Here is a 23,208-nt window from a genome sequence, read left to right on the forward strand (position 1 = left end):
GAGTATCAACACACAGGGCAGAGGGAGGATTTCACCATGACGATGCATCTGAATCGCAGGCATTTTTCAATCGCCACGGCGGCCGCCGCCACGCTGGGCAGCTTCGGCATCGCCCGGGCGCAGAGCGAGACGCCGCTGGTGCTGGGCCAGTCGGCGCCGTTCACCGGGCCGGCCGCGCAGCTCGGCATCCAGTTTCACCAGGGCGCCAAGCTGTTCCTGGAGCAGTACAACGCGCAGCCGGGCCAGCGCGACGTGGTCATCAAGAACCTCGACGACGGCTACGAGCCCGACCGCTGCGCGGCCAACACGCAAAAACTGATCAGTGAAGACGTGTTCGCGCTGTTCGGCTACATCGGCACGCCGACCAGCCTGGCCGCGCTGCCGCTGGCGGTAAAGGACAAGGTGCCGTTCATCGCACCGTTCACCGGCGCGATGTCGCTGCGCGAGCCTTTTCACCGCAACGTGTTCCATCTGCGCGCTTCGTACAACGACGAGACGGCATTGATGGTGAAGCAACTCACCCACCTGGGCATGAAGAAGATCGCGGTCTTCTACCAGAACGACGCCTACGGCAAGGCCGGGCTCGACGGCGTGACGCTGGCCCTGGCCCAGCAACAACTGAAACCCGTGGCGCTGGCCACGGTGGAGCGCAACTCGGCCGACGTGGCCGCGGCCGTGAAGACGATCGTGGCAAGCCAGCCGGCGGCGGTGGTCCAGGTCGGCGCCTACAAGGCCTGCGCGGCGTTCATCCGCGAGGCGCGCAAGGCAGGTTACGGCGGCGTGTTCTTCAACCTCTCGTTCGTGGGCACGCAGGCGCTGGCGGACGAGCTGGGCAAGGAGGCGGCGGGCGTGATGGTCACGCAGGTGGTGCCATCGCCCTACAACCAGGCCAATGCGCTGGCCCGCGAGTTCACCGAGGCGGTGCGCAAGGCGGGCGGGGGCGCGAGCGCCAATTTCTCGAGCATGGAAGGCTACCTGGCCGCCAAGGTGCTGACCGAAGGCCTGCGCCGCGCACCGGGCGGCAAGGGCACGCGCGACGGGCTGATCGCGGGGCTGGAAAGCATCGAGCGTCAGCAGTTCGGCGGCTTCGAGGTGTCGTTCTCGCCGAAGAGCCACGTGGCGTCGCGGTTTGTCGAGCTGTCGATGCTGACTGCGGATGGGCGGGTGCGGACGTAGTTTTTGTTCACGCGCTCTTGTTCGGGGCGCGTGCCCAGGCCACCGGGTACTTCCCTCCGCGAATGTCCCCCGCTTCGCTCCTCCTTGATTTCGCTGCGGGAAGCACCCAGTGTCCTGCGCCCGCTGAGCGCGGTCGTTGGGCTATTCGATCAACGACCGCACTGCCCAACGCTCACGTCGATGGGGTGCCTTGCGCAGCGAAATTAAGGGGGAGCCCGAAGGGCGGAGGACATTCGCGGAGCAAGGTACCCCGTCGGCGTGAGCACGCCAGAGCGCACGCCCAAACGGTTCAGGCGCTGAGCCCGTCCACCGCCTGGAACATCGCCTGTCGCGCCTGACTCACGATCTGGCCGCGCCAGGCGTCGCTGTCCGTGTAGAACGCCTCCACCATGCGTGCGCGGATGCCGTCGGCCAGGTCGGCCGGCGCGTCCGGGTGCTTGTGCAGCCAGTGGTCGGCGCGCAGCGCGCCGGTCACTTCGAGGATCGGCAGCGTGCCGTATTCGAGCGCGATGCCGGTGTATTCGGCCTGCGGGCACTCTTCGTACACGGCGTCCCACATCAACCCGCGCAGCAGCGCCGAGGTCGAGGAGCCGTCGTAGATCGAGGTGACGGGCGCGGCGGGTGTGCCCCACCAAGCGTTGGCACGGGCGTAGGCGACCTTGTCGTCGCGGCAGGCAAAGATGCGCTCGCCCAGGCCGTTGGGGCCGAGGCCCGTGTGCAGGTCGATCCAGGCCAGGCGCTTGGCGTTGCCTGCATGGCGACGCAATACGCTGCGGATGGTTTTGTTGCTCCAGGTCGGTGCCTTGCCGCCGAAGAACAGGCCATCGTCGAACTGGTACTGGCCGCTGGTCACCGCCGCCTGGTAGGCCGTGGCGCCGTGCTTGTCGATCCACTTCTCGACGGCGGCCTGGTTCTCGGGCGTCGGCGGCCAGGTGTCGGGCAGCAGCAGCGGATGCAGCTTGGCGTAGGGTTCGTTCACCGGCACGGGCTGCGAAAAGTCGAGGAAGTTGCGGTTCAGGTCGACGTTCTCGTGCGTCACGCGGCGTCCGTACGAAAAGCCGTGCGGGTTCAGCGCGTGCACGTAGAGCACCGCCACGCCCTGCGCCTTGGCCTTCTCGCGCCATTCGGCATCGTGCAGCGCGAACACCTGCACGCCGCTGCCGCAGTGGCCTTCGACGCCGTGGCAGGCGCTGGTGAGGACGAGCAGCCGCTCGGCGTTGGCATCGCCGTCGAGCGCCACGTCCATCGACAGCTCTTCGCCGTCGCGGCCCTTGAGCGGATGCGCGTGCGGCTCGACCGTGAGGCCGGCGCTGACGCAGCCCTGCAGGAACTTCTGGCGCGCGGGGGCGTAGCGCGGCGAAAAGGCCTCGCCGATGCCGATCATGGGGCCGTGCCGCCGGGCTTGAGGAACTGCTCGGCGATCTGCACCCAGCAGGTGGCACCCAGCGGAATGAGGTCGTCGTTGAAGTCGTAGCTGGCGTTGTGCAGCGTGCACGGGCCTTCGCCGTGGTGCACGTCGCGGTGCGCGCCGTCGCCGTTGCCGATGAAGGCGTAGGCGCCGGGCTTGGCCTGCAGCATGAAGGCGAAGTCTTCCGAGGTCATGGCGGCCTCCTGCTTGAGCACGTTCTCGGGGCCGACGATGCCGGCCATCACATCGCGCGCAAAGTTGGCCTCGGCCTCGGTGTTGATGGTCGGCGGGTAGTAGCGCTCGAAGCGAAATTCGCAGGTGGCGTCGTGCGCGGCGCAGATGTGCTCGGCGATCTGCTGCATCTTGGCCTCGATCATGTCGAGCACCTCGAGCGAGAAGGTGCGCACGGTGCCCGACAGCTCGCAGTTGTCGGGGATCACGTTGTTGGTTTCGCCGGCGTGGATGGTGGTGACCGAGATCACCGCCGAATCGGTCGGCTTCATCTTGCGCGTGAGGATGGTCTGGAACGCCTGCACGATCTCGCAGGCGATCGGCACCGGGTCGATGCCGGTCTGCGGCAGCGCGGCGTGGCCGCCCTTGCCGACCACGTTGACGTGGAACTTGTTGCCCGACGCCATCACCGGGCCGGGGCTCACGGCGAACTGGCCGGCCTTCATGCCGGGCCAGTTGTGCATGCCGAACACGGCGTCCATGGGGAACTGCTCGAACAGGCCCTCCTTGATCATCTCGCGCGCGCCGCCGCCGCCCTCTTCCGCCGGCTGGAAGATCAGGTAGACGGTGCCGTCGAAGTTGCGGTGCTTCGCAAGGTGCTGCGCGGCTGCGAGCAGCATCGCCGTGTGGCCGTCGTGGCCGCAGGCGTGCATCTTGCCGTGGTGCTTGCTCGCGTGAGCGAAGGTGTTGAGCTCGGTGACGGGCAGCGCGTCCATGTCGGCGCGCAGGCCGACGGCGCGGGTGCTGGTGCCGTTCTTGACGATGCCGACCACGCCCGTGGTGCCCAGGCCGCGGTGGATGGGAATGCCCCATTCGGTGAGCTTGCCTGCCACCACGTCGGCGGTGCGGACTTCTTCGAAACAGAGTTCAGGGTGGGCATGAAGGTCACGCCGGACGGCCGCGATGCCGGCCGCCTGCGTGACGAGCGAGTCGATGAGTTTCATAGGACACAGTCTAGGCTTTGCGATCAGCGCCGCAAAGACCGTGCCGGGCAAACCCTCAGCGGCCGAGGCTCTTCAGATACTCGGTGCGCGCGGCCAGCGCGGTGTCGGTGAAGTCGGTAAAAACGCCATCGACGCCGAGCTTGTAATAAATCGCGTACTCGTTCTTGCCGTCCTTGTTGTAGTCGGCGGCCAGGCGACGCGACTCGTTGCGGAAGGTGAAGGGGTGCACGAACAGGCCGGCCTTGTGGGCGTCGGCGATCAGCGTGGTGGGCGAGACCGAGGTGGCGTCGGCGTCGTTGATCTTGCCGTCCTTGTTCACATCGAGCGGCTTGCCGTCGGCGCCGACGCTGCCCTTGATGCTCACGATGTAGCGCTTCCAGGGGCCGATGCCGTCGGCGTAGGTCTTGATTTCGGCCAGCCCGGCGGGCGTGACCATGACGTCGAAATTGCGCTTGTCGCCGGCCTTGGTCCACTCGTAGGGGCGGTCGACGGGCACGGCGTAGGTCATGGCGCCGGTCTTCATGTCGATGCCGTCGCCGTCGATCAGCTGGATGAGCCGGGTGTTCAGGCCCTTGGCCTTCATGTACTTGAGGCTGCCGGGCTCGAACGACTGCACGTAGATGGGCGCGGTCTTGCTGTTCCAGCCGGCGGCGTTGATGGCGGCGATGACCTTGTCTTCCATGGGCATGCCCAGGTCGCGGAAGTAGGTCGGGTTCTTGGTCTCGGGGTAGATCGCGATGGTGCGGCCGGTTTCCTTCGACTTGGCCTTGGCGAAATCGATGATCTCCTGGAAGGTCGGGATCTTGAACTTGCCGTTGAATTCCTGCGGGCGCTCGGGGTCGGTCGAGATGCCGCCCAGGGTCTTGATCTCGGCCAGCGTGAAGTCGTTGCTGAACCAGCCGGTCTGGGTTTCGCCGTCGACCTGGATGGTCTTCTTGCGCGAGGCAAAGCGCGCGTGCCTGGCCACGTCGGTGCTGATGGCCAGGTTGGGGTCGTGGCGGGCGATGAGCACGCCATCCTTGGTGGAGACGAGGTCCATCTCGATGACGTCGGCGCCCAGTTCGATGGCGCGCGCGTACGACTCCAGCGTCTGTTCCGGCAGGTAGCCCGAGGCGCCGCGGTGGGCGATGACCAGCGGCGGGTTGCCGTCCAGCGTGAGCAGCTTGTGCGCCGACGGGCCGGTGGTGCCGCAGGCGGCCAGGCTCAGGACGGCCGCGGCGGTCAGGGTGATCTGCAGGGACATGCGCATGTTGTCTTCTCCATCCAAACAAAGAAAAAAGAAGAAGCAGGCTACCCGCTGCGCGTGACAACGCCGGTACCCGTCTGCGCGCGCCTTCAACTTCCCGGACAATCTGTTGCATGCAGCACACGCTTTCTCCCCAGAGCCTCTTGATGGCGCAAACCTTGGTTCGCATGAACACGGTGAGCGCAAACAGCAACCTCGAGCTGATCGACTTCGCCCAGGCGCACCTCGCCGCCCTCGGCGTGAAGAGCCGCATCACCTACAACGCCGAGCGCACCAAGGCGAACCTGTTCGCCACGCTGGGCGAGGGCAAGCCGGCCGGCGTGATCCTCTCGGGCCACACCGACACGGTGCCCTGGGACGGCCAGGCCTGGAGCGTCGACCCGCTGTCGGCCGTGGTGCAGAACGAGCGCCTGTACGGCCGCGGCTCGGCCGACATGAAGAGCTACATCGCGATCGCGCTGGCCAATGCCCAGCGCTTCCTCGAAGGCGACGCGCCCTTCGCCGTGCACTTCGCCTTCACCTACGAAGAAGAGATCGGCTGCTTCGGCGTGCGCGAACTCATTGCCGACATGCGCGACGCCGGCATCAAGCCGCTGGCCTGCATCGTGGGCGAGCCCACCAGCATGGTGCCGGCCATCGCGCACAAGGGCGTGTACCGCTACAAGTGCTGCGTGCGCGGCAAGGAGGCGCATTCGTCGCTCACGCCGAAATCGGTCAACGCCATCGAGATGGCCGCGCGCGTGATCGGCAAGGTGCGCGACATGGCCGAAGACTTCGAGCGCAGCGAGCCGCGCTACGACGGCTTCGACGTGCCCTTCAGCACCGCCAGCGTGGGCCAGTTCCACGGCGGCATTGCCGACAACGTGGTGCCGCGCGACGCCGAGTTCCGCTACGAATTCCGCGACCTGCCCACGGCCGACGCCAAGCGCATGCAGTCCGACGTGCTGGCCTACGCCGCGAGCATCGAGCCCGCCATGAAGAAGGTGGCGCCCGACGCCGGCTTCAAGTTCGAAACGATCTGCGAAATCCCGAGCTTCCTGGGCGCCGCCGGCGACCCGGTCACGCTGCTCGCGCAGCGCCTGGCCAGCGAAGACCGCACCACGCTGGTGGCCTTCGGCACCGAAGCGGGCCTGTTCAAGAACGCCGGCATCCCCACCGTGGTGTGCGGCCCCGGCAGCATCGAGCAGGCGCACCAGCCTGACGAGTTCGTGAGCCTCGAACAGCTGGCGCGCTGCGAGCTGTTCATGGAGCGCCTCGCAACTTCGCACAGCATTGGCTGAAGACCCAGGCAGCGCCGCACTGCAGCGCATGAAGCGCATCGCGCTCGGCCTGCTGTGCGCGGCGGCGCTGCTCTATGCCGTGGCGAGCGCGCTGCATTCGCAGCATCCGGCCTGGGGCTACGTGGCCGCCTTTGCCGAGGCCGCGATGGTCGGCGCCATTGCCGACTGGTTCGCGGTGGTGGCGCTGTTTCGCCACCCGCTGGGCCTGCCGATTCCGCACACGGCGATCATCCCGAGCAACAAGGACCGCATCGGCGCGAAGCTCGCGGGCTTCATCTGCGACAACTTCCTGAGCACCGCGCAGGTGCTGGCCAAGCTGCGCCAGTTCGATGCGGCGGGGCGCATCGCCGAGTGGCTGGCCCGGCCCGCCAGCGGCGACAGGCTCGGCGAATGGGGCGTGGCCGCCACGCGCTACGGCCTCACCGCCTTTGACGACGAGCGCGTGCGCGACTTCATGGGCCGCGCCGCCGCGGCCGGCCTGGCCAGGATCGACCTCTCGCGCCTCACCGGCCAGGCACTCGACGCGCTCACGGCCGGCGGGCGCCACCAGGCGCTGCTCGACGACGTGCTGCAGCAGGTGGCCGAGCTGCTCGACGGCGAGGAGGTGCAGGCGCACATCACCGAAGGCATCGCGCGCGAGATCAAGACGCTGCGCTACGTCGGCCTGGACCAGGTGGCGGCCAAGCTGGCCACGCGCAAGATCGTGGCCGCCATCGCGCGCACGCTGGCCGAGCTGGCGGCCGAGCCCGACCACCCGATGCGCAAGCGCTTCGACCACTTCGTCGATGACTTCGTGGTGCGCCTGAAGCTCGACCCCGAGTTCCAGCAGCGCGGCGAGCAGATCCGCGCCGAGCTCATCGCGCACCCCGCGCTGGGCGACTACCTGCACGGCCTGTGGGGCGAGCTGCTGGGCTGGCTGCACGACGACCTCGGGCGGCCCGACTCGACCATCCGCCAGCGCATCGCGACGATGGCCGGCGCGCTGGGCCAGCGGTTGCAGAACGACGCGGCGATCCGCGCCTGGATCAACGAGCAACTCGAAGCCGCCGCGCCGGCGGCCATCGAGCGCTATCGCGAGGACATCCGCCGCTACATCGAGGAGCGCGTGGGCGAGTGGAACGCGCACGAGATGACCGACGAGCTCGAGCGCCACATCGGGCGCGACCTGCAGTTCATCCGCATCAACGGCACGCTGGTGGGTGGGCTCGTGGGGCTGCTGATCCACACGGCGACGCAGCTGCTGCGCGGCTGAACAAATCGTCTGGTGCTGCGGGTTATCCGCAGCGGACGAAAGTCCGCGTCTTGTCCCGCGAGCGACTGCGCGGCCTCGATCGACTCCTAGACTGCGGCCACATCGCAACCCAGAGGAGATCGCCATGCCCCGTCGCTCGATCCGCGCAGCCGCGCTGACCGCCGCCCTCGCCCTGCTCGCCGCCTGCAGTTCGCTGTCGCCGCCGCCCAAGCGCCCCGCTTCGTGGGCCGCGCCCGAAGTGCTCGTGGCCCCGTCGGCCTTCGCGGGCGTGCACGGCCTGGCCATCGATGCGAAGGGCCGGCTGCTCGCGGGTTCCGTGCTCGGCAACACGCTGTGGGAGGTCGACCGCCAGACCGGCGCCGCCAGGGTGCTGATCGACGCGCCCGAAGGCCAGGCCGACGACATCGCGGTCGGGCCGAAGGGCGAGCTGGCCTGGACCAACTACCTCATGGGCATGCTGCGCTACCGCGAGAACGACAGTGCGCCGCTGCGCGTGCTCGCCAAGGACCTGCCCGGGCTGAACTCGCTGGCCTTCAATGGCAAGAACGGCAAGCTCTACGCCTCGCAGGTGTTCCTCGGCGATGCGCTCTGGGAGATCGACCGCGAAGGCAAGCAGCCGCCGCGGCTCATCAAGAAGGACATGGGCGGCTTCAACGGCTTCGAGGTCGGGCCCGACGGCCTGCTCTACGGGCCGCTGTGGTTCAAGGGCCAGGTCGTGAAGATCAACCCCGCCGACGGCGCGATGACGGTGATTGCCGACGGATTCAAGATCCCCGCCGCCGCCAACCTCGACGGCAAGGGCAACCTCTGGGTGGTCGATGCGCGCAGCGGCGAGCTGGTGAAGGTCGATCTTGCAAGCGGCAAGAAGACCGTCGCCAAGCAGCTGCGCCCGTCGCTCGACAACCTGGCCATCGCCAAGGACACGCCGGACGGGACGATCTACATCTCGAACATGGCCAACAACGAGGTGCAGGCCTTCAACCCCGCCACCGGCGAACTGCGCACGCTCACCAGCGGCAAGCTGGCGGTGCCCGCGGGCCTGAAGGTCGACGGCAACGACCTGTGGGTGGCCGACGTGTTCGGCTTCCGGCAGGTCGACGTGCGCAACGGCGAGGTGCGCGACGTGTTCCGCATGCAGCGCGAGCCCGAGCTCGACTACCCGTTCGCGGTCGGGCTGTCGCCCAAGCTCTTTGCGCTGACCTCGTGGTTCACGGGCTCGGTGCAGCTGGTCGACCGAAAGACCCTGAAGACGATCGAAACGATCCACGGCCTGAAGGCGCCGTTCGACGCGCTGCCCATGCCCGATGGCAGCGTGATCTACGCCGAACTCGCCACCGGCAGCATCACGCGCGCCAGCGGGCCGAAGTTTGCAGAAAAGTCAGTGCTGGCTAGCGGCCTGAACGGCCCGGTGCAACTGGTGGTCGGCCAGGACGGTGCGCTCTACGTGACCGAGGCGGCCGGCAAGCTGCTGCGCATTCCGCTGGACGCCAGCGCGCCGCTGCGCACCGTGGCCGACGGGCTGGCGCTGCCCGAGGGCCTGGCCCAGACGCCGTGGGGCAGCTTCATCGTGGCCGAGAGCGCGGCGCGCCGGCTGGTCGAGATCGATCCGGCCACCGGCACCCGCCGCACGGTCGCCGACAACCTGCCCATCGGCCTGGTTGCCGGGCCCGGCCTGCCGCCGCCCTACGTGGTGACAGGCGTGGCCGTGGGGCGCGACGGCACGGTCTACGTGTCCGCCGACAAGAACAATTCGATCTATCGAATTCGGCCTGTTATGCAGGGTAACAATTAGTACAAGTTTTAGTTTACTTTTATAAACATATATTACAAACTGGCCGGGACGCCTCGCAGCGTTCCGATCGCATAGGGCAGTCGGGGGTCCGCGAAGCGCTCTTTCCGAAGGGACACCGCATGACTCCACTCGTCGTAGGCCAGGTGCTATCGCCCGAATATTCCCTGGGGCTGGTCGCACTTTCGTTCGTCATTTCCTTCTTCGGCTCGCTGGTGGCCCTGATCTGCGCCGGGCGCATGGTCGGCGCCGACGGCAAACCCAACCTGGCCATCGTGGCCTGCGCCGCGGTGGCGCTGGGGGGCATCGGCATCTGGTCGATGCACTTCATCGGCATGCTGGCCTACCGGCTGCCCTTCGGCATCTCGTACAACATGCCGCTGACCATCGTGTCGCTGGTCGCGGCCATCCTGATCTCGGGCATTGCGCTGTACCTGGCGGGCGGGCGGGCCAAGTTCAGCCGCTCCGGCTGGCTGGCCGGCAGCCTGCTGGCCGGCCTGGGCGTGTGCGTGATGCACTACATGGGCATGTTCGCGATGAACATGCGGGCCACGATGAGCTTCGACCCCGGCATGGTCGCGCTGTCGGTGGTCATTGCCATCACGGCCGCCGCCGCCGCGCTGTGGCTGGCCTTCAACCTGCGCAAGCTGAGCCACCAGGTGGCGGCCGCCGCGGTGATGGGCGTGGCGGTCTGCACCATGCACTACGTGGGCATGAGCGCGGCCAGCATGATCTGCACGGCCGCAGCCCCGGTCGACGCGCTCACGCTCGGCGGCAGCTACATGGGCCTCACGGTGTTCGGCACGGCCGGCGCGGTGCTGATCTTCATCTACTGGGTGGTCACGGGCAGCAGCCTCGACGCCCCCGCCGCCGCCGCGCGGCAGCGCGTGCGCCCCAGCTAGTTGGCGCAAGCGGGCCCGGGGCCCGCCTCCTACAGTCTGTGCGAACGACACGTTGCGCTTCGCACAGACCCCCATGCCCTTTCTCGAATCCCGGCTGCAGACGGCCGCAGACACCTACCAGGCCAACCGCGCGAGCATGCTGTCGCTGCTGGACCAGGTCCGGTCGCACGAAGCCCGCGCCGTGGCCGCCTCCAGCGCCTCGGCCGAGCGCTTCGCCAGGCGCGGCCAGTTGCTGCCGCGCGAACGCCTCGCGCTGCTGCTCGACACCGGCGCGCCCTTCCTGCCGCTGGCCACGCTCGCGGGCCTGGGCCAGGACAACCCCGACCTCGCCAAGAGCGTGCCCGGCGGCGGCCTGATCGCCGGCATCGGCCGCGTGGCCGGCGTGCGCTGCATGATCAGCGCCTCCGACTCCGGCATCGATGCCGGCGCGCTGCAGCCCATGGGGCTGGACAAGCAGCTGCGGCTGCACGAGATCGCGCTGGAGAACAAGCTGCCCTTCATCCAGCTGGTGGAAAGCGCGGGCGCCAACCTCATGCAGTACCGCGTGCAGGACTTCGTGCGCGGCGGCAACATCTTCCGCAACCTCGCGCGGCTCTCGGCCGCGGGCCTGCCGGTGGTGACGGTGACGCACGGCTCGTCGACCGCGGGCGGCGCCTACCAGACGGGCCTGTCGGACTACATCGTGATGGTGCGCGACCGCACACGGGCCTTCCTGGCCGGGCCGCCGCTCTTGAAGGCCGCCACGGGCGAGATCGCCACCGAGGAAGAACTGGGCGGCGCCGTCATGCACACCCACATCTCGGGCCTGGGTGACTACCTCGCCGAAGACGACCGCGACGCGCTGCGCATCGCGCGCGCCATCCTCGGCGGCATCGACTGGGCGCGCGACGAAGCGCCGCGCGCCTTCGCGCCGCCGCGCCACGATGCCGAGGAGCTGATGGGCCTCATGCCCGCCGACGGCCGCCGGCCGGTGGACATGCGCGAGGTCATCGCGCGCATCGCCGACGGCTCCGAGTTCCTGGCCTTCAGCGAGCACTACGGCAGCGCCACCGTCTGCGGCCACATCCGCCTCGAAGGCCACGCGGTGGGCATCATCACCAACAACGGCCCCATCGATTCGGACGGCGCCACCAAGGCCACGCACTTCATCCAGGCCTGCTGCCAGTCGCGCACGCCCATCGTCTACCTGCAGAACATCACGGGCTACATGGTGGGCCGCGCGCACGAGGAGGCCGGCATCATCAAGCACGGCGCCAAGATGATCCAGGCCGTGACCAATGCCAACGTGCCGCAGATCACGCTGCACTGCGGCGCCTCGTACGGCGCGGGCAACTACGGCATGTGCGGGCGCGGCTTTGCACCGCGCTTCTGCTTCTCGTGGCCCAACGCGCGCACCGCCGTGATGGGCGGCGAGCAGGCCGCGCAGACCATGGCCATCGTGATGGAAGCCGGCATGGCACGAAAGGGTGCCGTTGATCGCGACAAGATCGACGCGATGCAGCGCCAGATCGTCGAGCGCTTCGACCGCCAGATGAGCGTCTTCACCACCAGCGCGCTGCTGCTCGACGACGGCGTGATCGACCCGCGCGACACGCGCGCCGTGCTGGCCGAGGCGCTGTCGATCTGCCGCGACGCCGAGGCGCGCGCGCCGCAACCCATGCAGTTTTCGGTGGCACGGCCATGAGCACATTCCAGAAGATCCTGATCGCCAATCGCGGCGAAATTGCGGTGCGCGTGATGCGCAGCGCGCGCGCCATGGGCTACCGCACGGTCGCCGTGTATTCCCGTGCGGATGCAGACGCCGAGCACGTGCGCCTGGCCGACGAGTCGGTGTGCATCGGCGAGCCGCTTCCGGCGCAGAGCTACCTGAACATCGACGCGATCATTGCCGCGGCCCGCGCCAGCGGCGCCGACGCGGTGCATCCGGGCTACGGCTTCCTCGCCGAGAACGCCGCGTTCGCGCAGGCGTGTCGCGATGCAGCGCTGGTCTTCATCGGCCCGTCGCCCGAGGCCATCGTCGCGATGGGCGACAAGGCCGGCGCCAAGCGGCTGATGCAGGCGGCCGGCGTGCCGTGCATTCCCGGCTACCAGGGCGACGATCAGAGCACCGCCACGCTGGCCGCCGAGGCCGAACGCATCGGCTGGCCCGTGATGATCAAGGCCACGGCCGGTGGCGGCGGACGCGGCATGCGGCTCGTGACGTCGGCCGGCGCCTTCGCCGAACAGCTGCAGAGTGCGCAGTCCGAAGCGCTGCATGCCTTCGGCGACGCCACCGTGATCCTGGAGCGCGCCATCGTCGCGCCGCGCCACATCGAGATCCAGGTGTTCGCCGACCGGCACGGCCACGCGATCCACCTCGGCGAGCGCGACTGCTCGGTGCAGCGGCGCCACCAGAAGGTGATCGAGGAAGCGCCCTCGCCGGCCGTCGACGCCGCGCTGCGCGCGCGCATGGGCGCCACCGCCGTGGCCGCCGCCAAAGCCATCGCCTACGAAGGCGCGGGCACGCTCGAGTTCCTGCTCGACGCGCAAGGCCAGTACTGGTTCATGGAAATGAACACGCGGCTGCAGGTGGAGCACCCCGTGACCGAAGCGGTGACGGGCCTCGATCTCGTCGAGCTGCAGCTGCGCGTGGCCGCCGGCGAACCGCTGCCACTCACGCAGGACGACGTGCGCATCGCCGGTCATGCGATAGAAGTACGGCTGTGTGCCGAAGACCCGCAGCAGGGCTTCCTGCCGCAGAGCGGCACGTTGAGCGCATGGCGCACGTCACCCGCGCTGCGCACCGAACACGCGCTGCGCGACGGCGCCGAAGTGCCGCCCTTCTACGACTCGATGGTCGCCAAGCTCATCGCCTCGGGCCGCACGCGCGACGAAGCGCGGCAGCGGCTGCTCGCGGGCCTGCGCGACACGGTCGCGCTCGGCCTGCCGACCAACCAGGCGCTGCTGCAGCGCGCGCTCGCGCACCCGGTGTTCGCGAATGGCGAGGCGACCACCGCCTTCATCGGCGACCACCTCGACGCGCTGCTCGCCGCCGATGCCGCGGCCGACACGCGCGCCGCCTTGCTCGCGGCCCTGCTGCTGCAGACCGGTGCACGCGGCTGGCCCTCGCCGCTGGCGCACACGCTGCCCAATGCCTTGCGCTTCGCGCTCGACGGCACCGTGCACACGGCGCGCGTGACGCCGCGCGGCGCCGCGCGCTTCGACGTCGTGCTGGACGACGCCGCGCCCGTGTCGCTCGCCTTGCTGGCGCTCGCGGACGACGGCCTGCTGCGCTTCGCCTGCGACGGCGTCGCCGCGCAGGCGCGGGTCGTGCGGTGCGCCGAATGCGTCGACTTTCATTTCGACGGCCGCGCCTTCCGGCTCGACGACCTCACGCACGTGGCCGTGGCGCGCGCCGACGCGGGCGGCAGCGATGGCCTGCTGCGCGCATCGATGAACGGCCGCGTGGTCGCACTGCTGGCCGCCGAGGGCGACACCGTCGCCGCGGGCCAGCCGCTGGTCACGCTCGAAGCCATGAAGATGGAACACGTGCATTGCGCACCCCGTGCAGGCCGCGTCGCGGCGCTGCATGTGGCCGTGGGCGCGCAGGTCGCTGCGCGCCACATCGTGGCCGAAATCGCCGAGGCCTGATCGCCTTCTTCCCTTTGCCAGAGCCCTTCTCCATGAACGCACCCCACTACCGCTCCGTCTTCGCGCCCGCCCTGTTCGGCGGGCAATGCATCGTCGTCACCGGTGGCGGCTCGGGCATCGGCCGCTGCACCGCGCACGAACTGGCCGCGCTCGGCGCCCACGTGGTGCTGGTCGGCCGCAAGCCCGAGAAGCTCGATGCGGTGCGCGCCGAGATCGAAGCGGCCGGCGGCCACGCCAGCACGCAAGCCTTCGACATCCGCCAGGAAGACGCCGTCCGCGAAGCCGTGAAGGCCATCGTCGCGGCGCACGGCCGCATCGACGGGCTGGTCAACAACGCGGGCGGCCAGTACATCACGCCGCTGGCCGCCATCTCGGCCAAGGGCTGGGAGGCGGTGATCCACACCAACCTCACGGGCGGCTTCCTGGTGGCGCGCGAGTGCTACGTGCAGAGCATGCAAGCCAACGGCGGCGCCATCGTCAACATCGTGGCCGACATCTGGGGGTCGATGCCGAACATGGGCCACAGCGGCGCCGCGCGCGCCGGCATGGTGAGCTTCACCGAGACCGCCGCCGCCGAATGGGCCGTGAGCGGCGTGCGCGTGAACGCCGTGGCGCCGGGCTACATCGCCTCCAGCGGCATGGACCACTACCCGCCCGAGGCCGGCGACATGCTGCGCGCCATGCGCAAGACCGTGCCCGCAGGCCGCTTCGGCAACGAGGCCGAGACCTCCGCCGCCATCGCCTTCCTGCTGAGCCCGGCCGCCGCCTTCATCAGCGGCACCGTGCTGCGCGTGGATGGCGCACGCCCGCAGGCGCGCATGGGCTGGCCGATGGAGCTGCCCGACGCGCAGGCGCAGCAGCGCCCCGCGGTGCGGCCCTACGACGGCTTTCACCTCGCGCAGACACCGCGCGTGTTCCAGGACAAGTAAAGAGCGAACGAACGGACAAACGGAGACCCCTGATGCAGTACACCCACGAACACCTTGAGATGCAGAACACCCTGCGCCGATTCATCGACGAGGAGATCAACCCTCACGTCGACGAATGGGAAGCCGCCGAGATCTTTCCCGCGCACGAGGTCTTCAAGAAGCTCGGCAACCTCGGCCTGCTGGGCCTGAACAAGCCCGAGGCCTTCGGCGGCGCGGGACTCGACTATTCGTATGCGATGGCTTTTGCCGAAGCCTTGGGCCACATCAGCTGCGGCGGCGTCCCGATGGCCATCGGCGTGCAGACCGACATGTGCACGCCCGCACTCGCGCGCTTCGGCAGCGACGAACTGCGCCGCGAGTTCCTCACGCCCGCCATTGCGGGCGACATGGTCGGCTGCATCGGCGTGAGCGAGCCCGGCGCGGGCAGCGACGTGGCGGGCCTGAAGAGCCACGCGCGCAAGGACGGCGACGACTACCTCATCAGCGGCCAGAAGATGTGGATCACCAACAGCCTGCAGGCCGACTGGATGTGCATGCTGGTCAACACCAGCGACGGGCCCGTGCACCGCAACAAGTCGCTCGTGATGGTGCCGATGAACCTGCCGGGCATCGAGAAGGCCAAGAAGATCCGCAAGATCGGCATGAACTCCAGCGACACCGGCCTCATCTACTTCGACAACGTGCGCGTGCCGCAGCGCTACCGCATCGGCGAAGAAGGCCAGGGCTTCGTCTACCAGATGCAGCAGTTCCAGGAAGAGCGGCTGTGGGCCGCCGCCAGCTCGCTCGAACCGATGGAAGACTGCATCGCGCAGACCATCGAATGGGCGCAGCAGCGCCAGATGTTCGGCGCCACGCTGGCCGACCAGCAGTGGGTGCAGTTCAAGCTGGCCGAACTCAAGACCGAGGTCGAGGCGCTGCGCGCCCTCACCTACCGCGCCTGCGACCTGCATGTGCAGGGCGAAGACGTGCTCGAACTCGCGTCGATGGCCAAGCTCAAGACCGGCCGCCTCACGCGCCAGGTGGCCGACACCTGCCTGCAGTTCTGGGGCGGCATGGGCTTCACGCTGGAGAACCGCGTCTCGCGCCTGTACCGCGACGGCCGGCTGGGCTCGATCGGCGGTGGTGCCGACGAAGTGATGCTCGGCATCCTCGCCAAGACCATGGGCATCGCCAAGCGCCCGCCGCGCGGCTGACCGGGCACGCCATCCATGGACGCAGAACTGCAGGCCGACCGTGCCGCGCTCGCCGACACGGTGCGGCGCTTCGCCCAGACCGAGATCGCACCGAACGTGCAGGCCTGGGACGAGGCCGGCGAATTCCCGCGCGCGCTGTACGCCCGCGCGGCCGAACTGGGCCTGCTGGGCCTGGGCTATCCGGAAGCACTCGGCGGCACGCCCGCCTCTTATTCACTGAAGCTGCCAGCCTGGATCGCGCTCGCGCGCCACGGCCAGAGCGGCGGCGTGCTCGCGAGCCTGTTCTCGCACAACATCGGCCTGCCGCCCGTGGTGCTGCACGCAAGCGATGCCGTGCGCCGCGAGGTCGTGCCCGCGGTGCTGCGCGGCGAGAAGATCGCCGCGCTCGCGATCACCGAACCCGGCGGCGGCTCCGACGTGGCGGCGGTGCGCACCACGGCGAAACGCGACGGCGACCACTACGTGCTCAACGGCGAGAAGACCTTCATCACCTCGGGCATGCGCGCCGACTGGATCACCGTGGCCGTGCGCACCGGCGAAGGCCGCGGCGCGGGCGGGCTCTCGATGCTGCTGGTGCCCGGCGACGCGCCCGGCCTCTCGCGCACGCGGCTCGCGAAGATGGGCTGGCTGTGCTCCGACACCGCCACTCTGCACTTCGACAACGTGCGCGTGCCCGCGCGCTACCTGCTCGGCGAAGAGGGCGCGGGTTTCCGCATGGTCATGGGCAACTTCAACGGCGAGCGCGTCGGGCTCGCGGCCGGCGCGCTGGGCTTCGCACAAGCATGCCTCGACGAGGCGCTGGCCTGGTCGCGCGAACGCAAGACCTTCGGCGCCGCGCTCATCGAACACCAGGCGATGCGCCACAAGCTGGTCGACATGCAGATGCGCATCGCCTCGACCGAGGCCTGGCTCGAGGCCGTGTCCGCCGAGGGCGATGCCCACGAAGCAGCGGGCCGCATCAACGCGCCCGAGTGGGTGGCGCAGGTCTGCCTGCTCAAGAACCACGCCACGCAGACCATGCAGTTCTGCGCCGACCAGGCCGTGCAGATCCTCGGCGGCATGGGCTTCATGCGCGGCACGGTGAGCGAGCGCATCTACCGCGAGGTCAAGGTGATGATGATCGGCGGCGGGGCCGAGGAGATCATGAAGGAGCTGGCGGCGCGGCAGTTGGGGTGGGTGTAGCCGGCCTCAGTCGTTCGGCTCGGTCTCGTTGCTTTGCGAGGCAGCGGCCAGCGCCACCGCTGCGCGCAGCTTGTCCTTCTTGCTCGGCCGCGCGCCCTTGACGCCGCCGTTGCCCGAGGCATCGACCACCACCGGTGCCACCTCGACCGGCTCGAAGCCCGCGATGCGTTCGCGCGGCACGTGTTGGCCCTGGCGCTTCTCGATCAGGCGGAAGTGCGCTTCGGTCGCCGCGCTCACGAAACTGATCGCCAGCCCGCTCGCGCCCGCACGGCCCGTGCGGCCGATGCGGTGGATGTAGTCGGTCGGCGAACGCGGCAGGTCGTAGTTGATGACCACGGGCAGCTGCGCGATGTCGAGGCCGCGCGCCGCGAGGTCGGTGGCAATCACCACGTCCCAGCGGCTCTGCTTGAACTGCGCGAGGATGTCGCGGCGCGTGCCCTGGGCGATGTCGCCATGGAAGGGCACGGCGTAGATGCCGTTGCGATACAGCTTCTCGGCCACGGTCTGCGCGGCGTGCTGCGTGGCGACGAACACCAGCACGCGGTCCCACGTGCCTTCGTTTTCTTTCAGCAGCTGGCGCAGCAGTTGGGTGCGGCGGCCGGCGTCGACCTCGATGGCGCGCTGCACGATGTCGGGGCGCGTGCCGGGCTCGCCCTGCACGTCGACCAGTGCCGGGTCGTGCAGCATGTCGTCGGCCAGCGCCTGGATGGCGATCGGAAAGGTGGCCGAGAACAGCAGGTTCTGGCGCCGCGCCGGCAGCAGCGCGAGGATGCGCTGCAGTTCCTCGGCAAAGCCCAGGTCGAACAGGCGATCGGCCTCGTCGAGCACGAGCATCGACACGGCGTCGAGCGCGAGCGCGTTGTGCTCGACCAGGTCAAGCAGCCGACCGGGCGTGGCGACCACGATGTCGGCGCCGCCGCGCAGGCGCATCATTTGCGGGTTGATCGAAACGCCGCCGACCGCAACGACGATCTTCAGGCGCTCGGGCAGGTGGCGGGCGAAGTCTTCCAGCGTCTCGCCGACCTGGGCCGCGAGTTCGCGCGTGGGCACGAGCACCAGCGCGCGCAGGCGGCGCGAGGCGGACGACGCAGGCTCGGCGGCCAGGCGCTGCAGCAGCGGCAGGGAAAATGCGGCCGTCTTGCCGGAGCCGGTCTGTGCCGAGCCCCGCAGGTCGCGGCCCTGCAGAATTGCAGGGATGGCCGCCGCCTGGATGGCGGTCGGCGCGGCAAAGCCGCTCGCGGCGGCCGCTTGCGCAAGTGCGGGGGTCAGGCCCAGGGTATCGAATGGCATGGAACGGGCACCGGGAAAAAAGAGAGATCGAAAGAAAGACGAAAGACGGATCGCATGGGAACGATGAAGAACAACCGCACCGGCAGCACGCTGGTGTACTCCACCGAGGCGGGCGGGCGCATGTGCCCCGACTGCGGCGCCCCGGCGGCGCAATGCCGCTGCAAGGAACTCGCGAAGGCGCAAACGGCGGCCACGGACGGCATTGTCCGCGTATCGCACGAGACCAAGGGCCGAAAGGGCAAGGGCGTGACCGTCGTCAAGGGCCTGCCGCTCGACGCGGCGGCGCTGGCGGCCGTGGGCAAGCAGCTCAAAGCAGCCTGCGGCACGGGGGGCACGGTAAAGGACGGCACGGTCGAGATCCAGGGCGATCACCGCGAGGTGGTGATCGCCGCCCTCGTGAAGCAGGGCCACACGGTCAAGCGCGCGGGAGGCTGAGCAGCGCATGAACCCCGAAGACCTGCAGCGCCTGGTGACGCTCGAAATGCCTTTCGGCAAGCACAAGGGCACGCTGATCGCCGATTTGCCCGGAAATTACCTGACCTGGTTTGCGCGCGAGGGTTTTCCCTCGGGCGAAATTGGCCGACTGCTCGCTTTGATGCATGAAATCGACCACAACGGCCTGTCCGACCTGCTCAAACCGTTGCGAAACCGCCCGCCGGGCCGGAATGTTTCTCGATAACACAAAAATTCCTCCCTTTTTTTGGGAATCGGGCCGGATAATCCGGCTCACGTGTCTGCGAGCCTCGGCTCCCGTGCACGTAATTTGGTGATCGGTCAGTTTCGCGCCACAGCGCATTAGTTTGTTGTGATTCTGGGACTCCATCGCTTTGTGTTTTTTTGGTTTGAATTAGGAGTCCCTCCATGGGCAAGAAACTTTACGTGGGCAACCTCGCCTACTCCGTGCGTGACAACGACCTGGAACAGTCTTTCGGCGAATTCGGCACGATCGTCAGCGCCAAGGTCATGATGGAACGTGACACCGGCCGTTCGAAGGGCTTCGGCTTTGTCGAAATGGGCACCGACGCTGAAGCACTCGCTGCAGTCGAAGGCATGAACGGCGCATCGCTGCAGGGCCGCGCCCTGACGGTGAACGAAGCCCGTCCGATGGAAGCACGTCCCCCCCGCACCGGCGGTGGTGGCGGCTACGGCGGTGGTGGCGGCGGCGGCGGCTACGGTGGTGGCGGCGGCGGCGGTTACGGCGGCGGCGGCGGTGGTGGTGGCCGCAGCGGTGGCGGCGGCGGTTACGGCGGCGGCGGCGGTGGCCGCGGCGGCTACTAAGCCCTTCCCCACACACTCATGAGCGCCCCGGCGCTCTGAATGAATAAAAAGCTCCTTCGGGAGCTTTTTTCGTTTCTGGCGCCCATCGCCCCCCACAACCCGGCCCCGATCCCCGGTCCCTTCGTGGAACACCACGGAACCGGCTCTGCCGGGCCGTTGGTGTTGCCCCCGGAAGGGGGTTGGCGCAGCGACACGAAGTGCGCGAAGCCTGGGGGAGAGCTCATCTACGCATTTGTCCGTACCGCGGCGGTCAGCCGACGGTCAGCCGCTGGCGACGACCCTCGTCCCCTTCGAAACAGAGGGTCGAGACGATGAAGATCAAGAGACAGGCGGACTTCTTCTCAGGAGTCATGTTCGCCACCGTCGGTGGCGCGTTCGCCATCGGCGCCACCACCTACACCATCGGCGACGGCGCCCGCATGGGGCCGGGGTACTTCCCGCTGATGCTGGGCATCCTGCTGGCGCTGCTGGGCGCGCTGATCATGTTCCAGGCCATGGTGGTCGAGAGCGCCGACGGCGACAAGATCGGCAAATGGGCCTGGAAGCCGCTGGCCTTCGTGCTCGGCGCCAACCTGGCCTTCGGCGTGCTGCTGGGCGGCCTGCCCAGCGTCGGGCTGCCGGCGATGGGCATGATCATCGCGATCTACGCGCTGACGATCATCTCGAGCATGGCCGGCCAGCACTTCAAGCTGCGCGACGTGCTGGTGCTGGCGACCATCCTGGCCGCAGGCAGCTATGTGGCCTTCATCTGGGCGCTCAAGCTCCAGATCCAGGTCTGGCCCACCTTCATTTCGGGTTGAGGAGCACACCGCCATGGAACTGTTCCACAACCTGGCGACCGGCTTCGGCGTCGCCTTCACCTTCACCAACCTGCTGTACTGCCTGGTCGGCTGCATCCTGGGCACGCTGATCGGCGTGCTGCCGGGCATCGGCCCCGTCGCGACGATCGCGATGCTGCTGCCCGCCACCTACGCGCTGCCGCCCGTGTCGGCGCTGATCATGCTGGCCGGCATCTACTACGGCGCCCAGTACGGCGGCTCGACCACGGCGATTCTGGTGAACCTGCCCGGGGAGTCGTCCTCGGTGGTCACCTGCATCGACGGCTACCAGATGGCAAGGCAGGGCCGCGCAGGCCCCGCGCTGGCCGCGGCGGGCCTGGGTTCGTTCTTCGCGGGCTGCGTCGGCACGCTGATCCTGGCCGCCTTCGCACCGCCGCTGACCGAGCTCGCCTTCAAGTTCGGCCCGGCCGAGTACTTCTCGCTGATGACGCTGGGCCTGATCGGTGCGGTCGTGCTGGCCTCGGGCTCGCTGCTCAAGGCCGTGGCGATGATCGTGCTGGGCCTGCTGCTGGGCATCGTCGGCACCGACGTCAACTCGGGTGTCGCGCGTTTCAGCTTCGACATTCCCGAGCTCACCGACGGCATCGGCTTCGTGGTGATCGCCATGGGCGTGTTCGGCTACGGCGAAATCATCGGCAACCTCTCGCAGCCCGACGACGAGCGCGAGGTGTTCACGCACAAGGTCAAGGGCCTGTGGCCCACCAAGGACGACTTCAAGCGCATGACGCCCGCCGTGCTGCGCGGCACGGCGCTGGGTTCGGCCCTGGGCATCCTGCCGGGCGGCGGCGCGCTGCTGGCGGCTTTCGCGGCCTACGCGCTGGAGAAGAAGATCAAGATGCGTCCGGGCGAAGTGCCCTTCGGCAAGGGCAACATCCGCGGCGTGGCATCGCCCGAGTCGGCCAACAACGCCGGCGCGCAGACCTCCTTCATTCCGCTGTTGACGCTGGGCATTCCGCCCAATGCCGTGATGGCGCTGATGGTGGGCGCGATGACGATCCACAACATCCAGCCGGGCCCGCAGGTGATGACCAGCAACCCCGAGCTGTTCTGGGGCCTGATCGCCTCGATGTGGATCGGCAACGCGATGCTGATCGTGCTGAACCTGCCGCTGATCGGCATGTGGATCAAGCTGCTGACGGTGCCCTACAAGTTCCTGTTCCCGGCGATCGTGCTGTTCTGCGCGATCGGCGTGTACTCGACCAACAACAACACCTTCGACGTGTGGATGGTGGCGATCTTCGGCTTCATCGGCTACCTGTTCCTGAAGCTGCGCACCGAGCCGGCCCCGCTGCTGCTGGGCTTCATCCTGGGGCCCATGATGGAAGAGAACCTGCGGCGCGCGCTGCTGCTGTCGCGCGGGGCATGGAGCGTGTTCGTCACGCGGCCGCTGTCGGCCGGGCTGCTGGTGGCTGCGGCGCTGCTGCTGTGCATCGTGCTGCTGCCGGCGATCAAGGCCAAACGCGAAGAGGCATTCGTCGAAGACTAAGCTCGCCCCCAGGCTGCGCGCACTTCGTGTCGCTTCGCCAACCCCCTACCGGGGGCAACACCTGAGGCCCGGCAAAGCCGGTTCCTCGGTGTTTCTCGAAAAAGCCCCTGACATCACGCCCGGGGCTTTTTCACTTCAGGAACGCGTCGTAAGCCGTCTTCAGGATCAGCGCGCTCACCACCACGATGAACACGATCCGCACGAAGCCGGCGCCATGCTTCAGCGCCACGCGCGTGCCGACCAGGCTGCCGGCCACGTTGGCCACCGCCATCACCAGCCCGTAGTGCCACCAGACGTGGCCCTTGGCGGCCAGCAGGATCAGCGCGGCGGCGTTGGTCAGGGTGTTGATGACCTTGGCCGAGGCCGAGGCGTTGAGGAAGTCGTAGCCCATCCAGCGCACGAACAAAAACACCAGGAAGCTGCCCGTGCCCGGCCCGAAGAAGCCGTCGTAGAAACCGATGGTCAGGCCGATGGTGCTGGCCGCCAGCGTTTCGGCGCGTCCGCTGAAGCGCGGCGCGTGCAGCCGGCCCATGTCCTTGCGCGCCAGCGTGTAGATCAGCACGCCCAGCAGGATGACCGGCAGCGCGCGGCGCAGAAAGTCGCCCGGGAAGACCGTGACGGTCCACGCACCGACCATCGAGCCGCCGAAGCCGAGCAGCGCCGCCGGCCACATCGCCCCCCAGCGCATCTGCACCCGCTGGCTGAACTGGGCCGCCGAGGCCGCGGTGCCCCAGATCGACGCGCTCTTGTTGGTGCCCAGCAGCGTGGCCGGCGGCGCGCCCGGAAACACCGCAAAGAGGGCCGGCACCAGGATCAACCCGCCGCCGCCCACGATCGCATCGATAAAACCCGCGAGCAGTGAGGCGCCCGTGACCACCAGCATTTCCATGCGGGCGATTGTCTCACCGAATCGCTATCGAAACGATAGCTGTCATGGCCGACCCCAGCTGGTCAGAAGGCTTGTTTGGCTTGGAGGAAAGCGCCCGAGATCGCGCGGCGAACAGGCAAAAAAAAGCGCCGACCAGCGGCGCTTTTCAAATATCAGACAGGCATCTCGTACGGAGCCTTTGAAGAATGTTCTTGTTGATCGATCGGAAGCTTGTCTCCTCGGACCCTCGGCAGTACGAGCAGGGCCCGTCGCGAGTGCGCAGAT

The 23,208-nt window shown here is 68.4% G+C and carries 20 protein-coding genes; 15 read left to right on the plus strand and 5 right to left on the minus strand.

What is annotated here, in order from left to right; genetic code table 11:
* The first annotated feature begins 42 nt into the window (after positions 1-42).
* Complete coding sequence (locus GFK26_RS05280; RefSeq protein ID WP_153285859.1) at positions 43-1,176, plus strand: ABC transporter substrate-binding protein; 1,134 nt, start codon at positions 43-45, stop codon at positions 1,174-1,176.
* A 289-nt stretch (positions 1,177-1,465) separates the two neighbouring features.
* Here the strand turns inward: GFK26_RS05280 and GFK26_RS05285 are convergent, their stop codons facing one another.
* Genes GFK26_RS05285 through GFK26_RS05295 form a run of 3 tightly spaced genes read right to left on the minus strand, consistent with a single transcriptional unit; the run spans position 1,466 to position 5,008 of the window.
* Positions 1,466-2,560, minus strand: coding sequence for a M14 family metallopeptidase (locus tag GFK26_RS05285; RefSeq protein WP_153281083.1), 1,095 nt, complete (start codon positions 2,558-2,560; stop codon positions 1,466-1,468).
* The gene (locus GFK26_RS05290) at positions 2,557-3,759 is read right to left on the minus strand and encodes a M20 aminoacylase family protein (RefSeq protein ID WP_153281084.1); all 1,203 of its coding nucleotides are present in this window, start codon (positions 3,757-3,759) and stop codon (positions 2,557-2,559) included. Before GFK26_RS05290 ends, GFK26_RS05285 begins: the two co-directional genes overlap by 4 nt.
* A gap of 55 nt (positions 3,760-3,814) precedes the next feature.
* On the minus strand, positions 3,815-5,008 hold the full coding sequence (locus GFK26_RS05295) for a glycerophosphodiester phosphodiesterase (RefSeq protein WP_153281085.1): 1,194 nt from the start codon (positions 5,006-5,008) through the stop codon (positions 3,815-3,817).
* A 110-nt stretch (positions 5,009-5,118) separates the two neighbouring features.
* Here GFK26_RS05295 and argE point away from each other — a divergent pair, with 110 nt between their 5' ends.
* From argE to GFK26_RS05340, 9 genes are all read left to right on the plus strand, one after another.
* Positions 5,119-6,285 (plus strand): acetylornithine deacetylase, encoded by a 1,167-nt coding sequence (gene argE / locus GFK26_RS05300; RefSeq protein WP_095743248.1) that lies wholly within the window; start codon positions 5,119-5,121, stop codon positions 6,283-6,285.
* Positions 6,278-7,537: a DUF445 domain-containing protein gene (locus tag GFK26_RS05305; protein WP_228121919.1), complete on the plus strand. Its 1,260-nt coding sequence runs from the start codon at positions 6,278-6,280 to the stop codon at positions 7,535-7,537. The genes argE and GFK26_RS05305 overlap by 8 nt, the downstream gene beginning before the upstream one ends.
* Before the next feature lie 124 nt (positions 7,538-7,661).
* A complete protein-coding gene (locus GFK26_RS05310; RefSeq protein ID WP_153281086.1) occupies positions 7,662-9,329 on the plus strand; it encodes a hypothetical protein in 1,668 nt (555 codons plus the stop codon).
* Between the two features lie 119 nt (positions 9,330-9,448).
* A complete protein-coding gene (locus tag GFK26_RS05315; protein WP_153281087.1) occupies positions 9,449-10,228 on the plus strand; it encodes an MHYT domain-containing protein in 780 nt (259 codons plus the stop codon).
* A gap of 73 nt (positions 10,229-10,301) precedes the next feature.
* On the plus strand, positions 10,302-11,912 hold the full coding sequence (locus GFK26_RS05320) for an acyl-CoA carboxylase subunit beta (protein ID WP_153281088.1): 1,611 nt from the start codon (positions 10,302-10,304) through the stop codon (positions 11,910-11,912).
* Positions 11,909-13,858 carry an acetyl/propionyl/methylcrotonyl-CoA carboxylase subunit alpha gene (locus GFK26_RS05325; protein WP_153281089.1) on the plus strand — a complete coding sequence of 650 codons (1,950 nt, stop codon included), beginning with the start codon at positions 11,909-11,911 and terminating at the stop codon, positions 13,856-13,858. Before GFK26_RS05320 ends, GFK26_RS05325 begins: the two co-directional genes overlap by 4 nt.
* Before the next feature lie 32 nt (positions 13,859-13,890).
* Entirely contained in the window at positions 13,891-14,787 is an 897-nt protein-coding gene (locus tag GFK26_RS05330) for an SDR family oxidoreductase (RefSeq protein ID WP_153281090.1), read from the plus strand.
* 32 nt (positions 14,788-14,819) lie between these two features.
* Positions 14,820-15,980, plus strand: coding sequence for an acyl-CoA dehydrogenase family protein (locus GFK26_RS05335; protein ID WP_153281091.1), 1,161 nt, complete (start codon positions 14,820-14,822; stop codon positions 15,978-15,980).
* Positions 15,981-15,995: 15 nt separating this feature from the next.
* Entirely contained in the window at positions 15,996-17,162 is a 1,167-nt protein-coding gene (locus GFK26_RS05340) for an acyl-CoA dehydrogenase family protein (RefSeq protein ID WP_153281092.1), read from the plus strand.
* A 6-nt stretch (positions 17,163-17,168) separates the two neighbouring features.
* Here GFK26_RS05340 and GFK26_RS05345 read toward each other — a convergent pair whose 3' ends face one another.
* Positions 17,169-18,452, minus strand: a complete 1,284-nt coding sequence (locus GFK26_RS05345) for a DEAD/DEAH box helicase (protein ID WP_153281093.1) — start codon at positions 18,450-18,452, stop codon at positions 17,169-17,171.
* Positions 18,453-18,506: 54 nt separating this feature from the next.
* Here GFK26_RS05345 and GFK26_RS05350 point away from each other — a divergent pair, with 54 nt between their 5' ends.
* The 5 genes from GFK26_RS05350 (at position 18,507) to GFK26_RS05370 (ending at position 22,055) form a co-directional block, all read left to right on the plus strand.
* Entirely contained in the window at positions 18,507-18,887 is a 381-nt protein-coding gene (locus GFK26_RS05350) for a translation initiation factor Sui1 (RefSeq protein WP_153281094.1), read from the plus strand.
* Positions 18,888-18,894: 7 nt separating this feature from the next.
* A complete protein-coding gene (locus GFK26_RS05355; RefSeq protein WP_153281095.1) occupies positions 18,895-19,131 on the plus strand; it encodes a DUF3820 family protein in 237 nt (78 codons plus the stop codon).
* 182 nt (positions 19,132-19,313) lie between these two features.
* A complete protein-coding gene (locus GFK26_RS05360) occupies positions 19,314-19,730 on the plus strand; it encodes an RNA recognition motif domain-containing protein (protein ID WP_153281096.1) in 417 nt (138 codons plus the stop codon).
* Positions 19,731-20,041: 311 nt separating this feature from the next.
* A complete protein-coding gene (locus GFK26_RS05365; protein ID WP_056584013.1) occupies positions 20,042-20,530 on the plus strand; it encodes a tripartite tricarboxylate transporter TctB family protein in 489 nt (162 codons plus the stop codon).
* 13 nt (positions 20,531-20,543) lie between these two features.
* A complete protein-coding gene (locus tag GFK26_RS05370) occupies positions 20,544-22,055 on the plus strand; it encodes a tripartite tricarboxylate transporter permease (protein WP_153281097.1) in 1,512 nt (503 codons plus the stop codon).
* Between the two features lie 130 nt (positions 22,056-22,185).
* Here GFK26_RS05370 and GFK26_RS05375 read toward each other — a convergent pair whose 3' ends face one another.
* Complete coding sequence (locus GFK26_RS05375) at positions 22,186-22,944, minus strand: sulfite exporter TauE/SafE family protein (protein WP_153281098.1); 759 nt, start codon at positions 22,942-22,944, stop codon at positions 22,186-22,188.
* Positions 22,945-23,208 lie beyond the last annotated feature (264 nt).

Source organism: Variovorax paradoxus, assembly GCF_009498455.1.
GTDB lineage: Bacteria > Pseudomonadota > Gammaproteobacteria > Burkholderiales > Burkholderiaceae_C > Variovorax > Variovorax paradoxus_H.